The 909-nt window shown below is 64.6% G+C and carries 1 protein-coding gene; it reads left to right on the top strand.

Annotated features, from left to right (window positions below):
* The coding region (locus tag E2C06_RS36695; protein WP_241671646.1) for a hypothetical protein at window positions 1–228 on the top strand (228 nt) is incomplete at its 5' end.
* Window positions 229–909: the final 681 nt, after the last annotated feature.

Raw genomic sequence — 909 nt, 5'->3', positions numbered from 1 at the left:
TGTCGCCAAGGCGGCCTGACCATGGCCGCACCGAGCTACGTATTCACCATCGCCCGCGTTGCCGAGATGCTCGGCGAGGATGAGGAATGGCTGAGCGAGCTCGCCGAGCAGTTCGAGCCCGAGGACGGCTGCCTCTGGATCCGCGACGTCGACGACCGCGTCACGCTCGGGTTCACTGCTCGCGGCATCGAAAGCCTCAAGGATCTCAGCCTCGATCAGAAGCGGTGAGCGTCGCCAAAACCCCAGCCCGCAACAACCGCGGCCTTGGCCGGATGGGTACGATTGAAGATGCCTCCAAAGAGCTCCTAACGCCCCATCCCCAGCAGCCGGCGACAGCGTCTTGCTCCACCTCACTTTGGCGCATTACGCAGACGTTGCATCGTACACTGCTCGCCGCCACCCGCGGGCTGTCGAGCCTCGCGGCTCTGCTCGGCGCTGCCGACGTCCTAGCCCACCACCTGCGAGAACAGTGTCGCCGTCGATGCAGCCAATTCGACGCATCACGAAGCCATGCTCATGCCTAAAGTTGGCGCCCATGAGGCGATGCCTCGAACCCGGCCCACGCGGGCCAGTCCTAAGGCCGGACGCGCCCTGCTCGGCGTAGCGCTTGCAGATTTTGAACACCCCGGTCGGGCTCAGCCTCACCTACGCGGCGATCGCATCGTAAGTCTGGCCGGCCTGACGCAGGCCGATCACCTGCCGCCGGCGTTCCTCTTGCGCGACCGCCGGCAGCTTGCGCATGTCCACATGCTTCATACCGCCCAACTGGGCCGATCGTACTTGCCCTCAAGAGCACTCAGAAGCTGTACGCGATTAAACCCCTTGCTGCGCCTGGGCTTGGGCGACGAGACGGCGTGCGATGATGGAGATCATCGCAATCCAGATGTGCCCGGCAAAGAGATCCGCGGC

Origin of the sequence: Dankookia rubra (genome assembly GCF_004355005.1) — a bacterium.
Classification (GTDB): Bacteria; Pseudomonadota; Alphaproteobacteria; order Acetobacterales; family Acetobacteraceae; genus Paracraurococcus; species Paracraurococcus ruber_A.
This window is presented reverse-complemented; position numbering and strand designations above follow the sequence as displayed.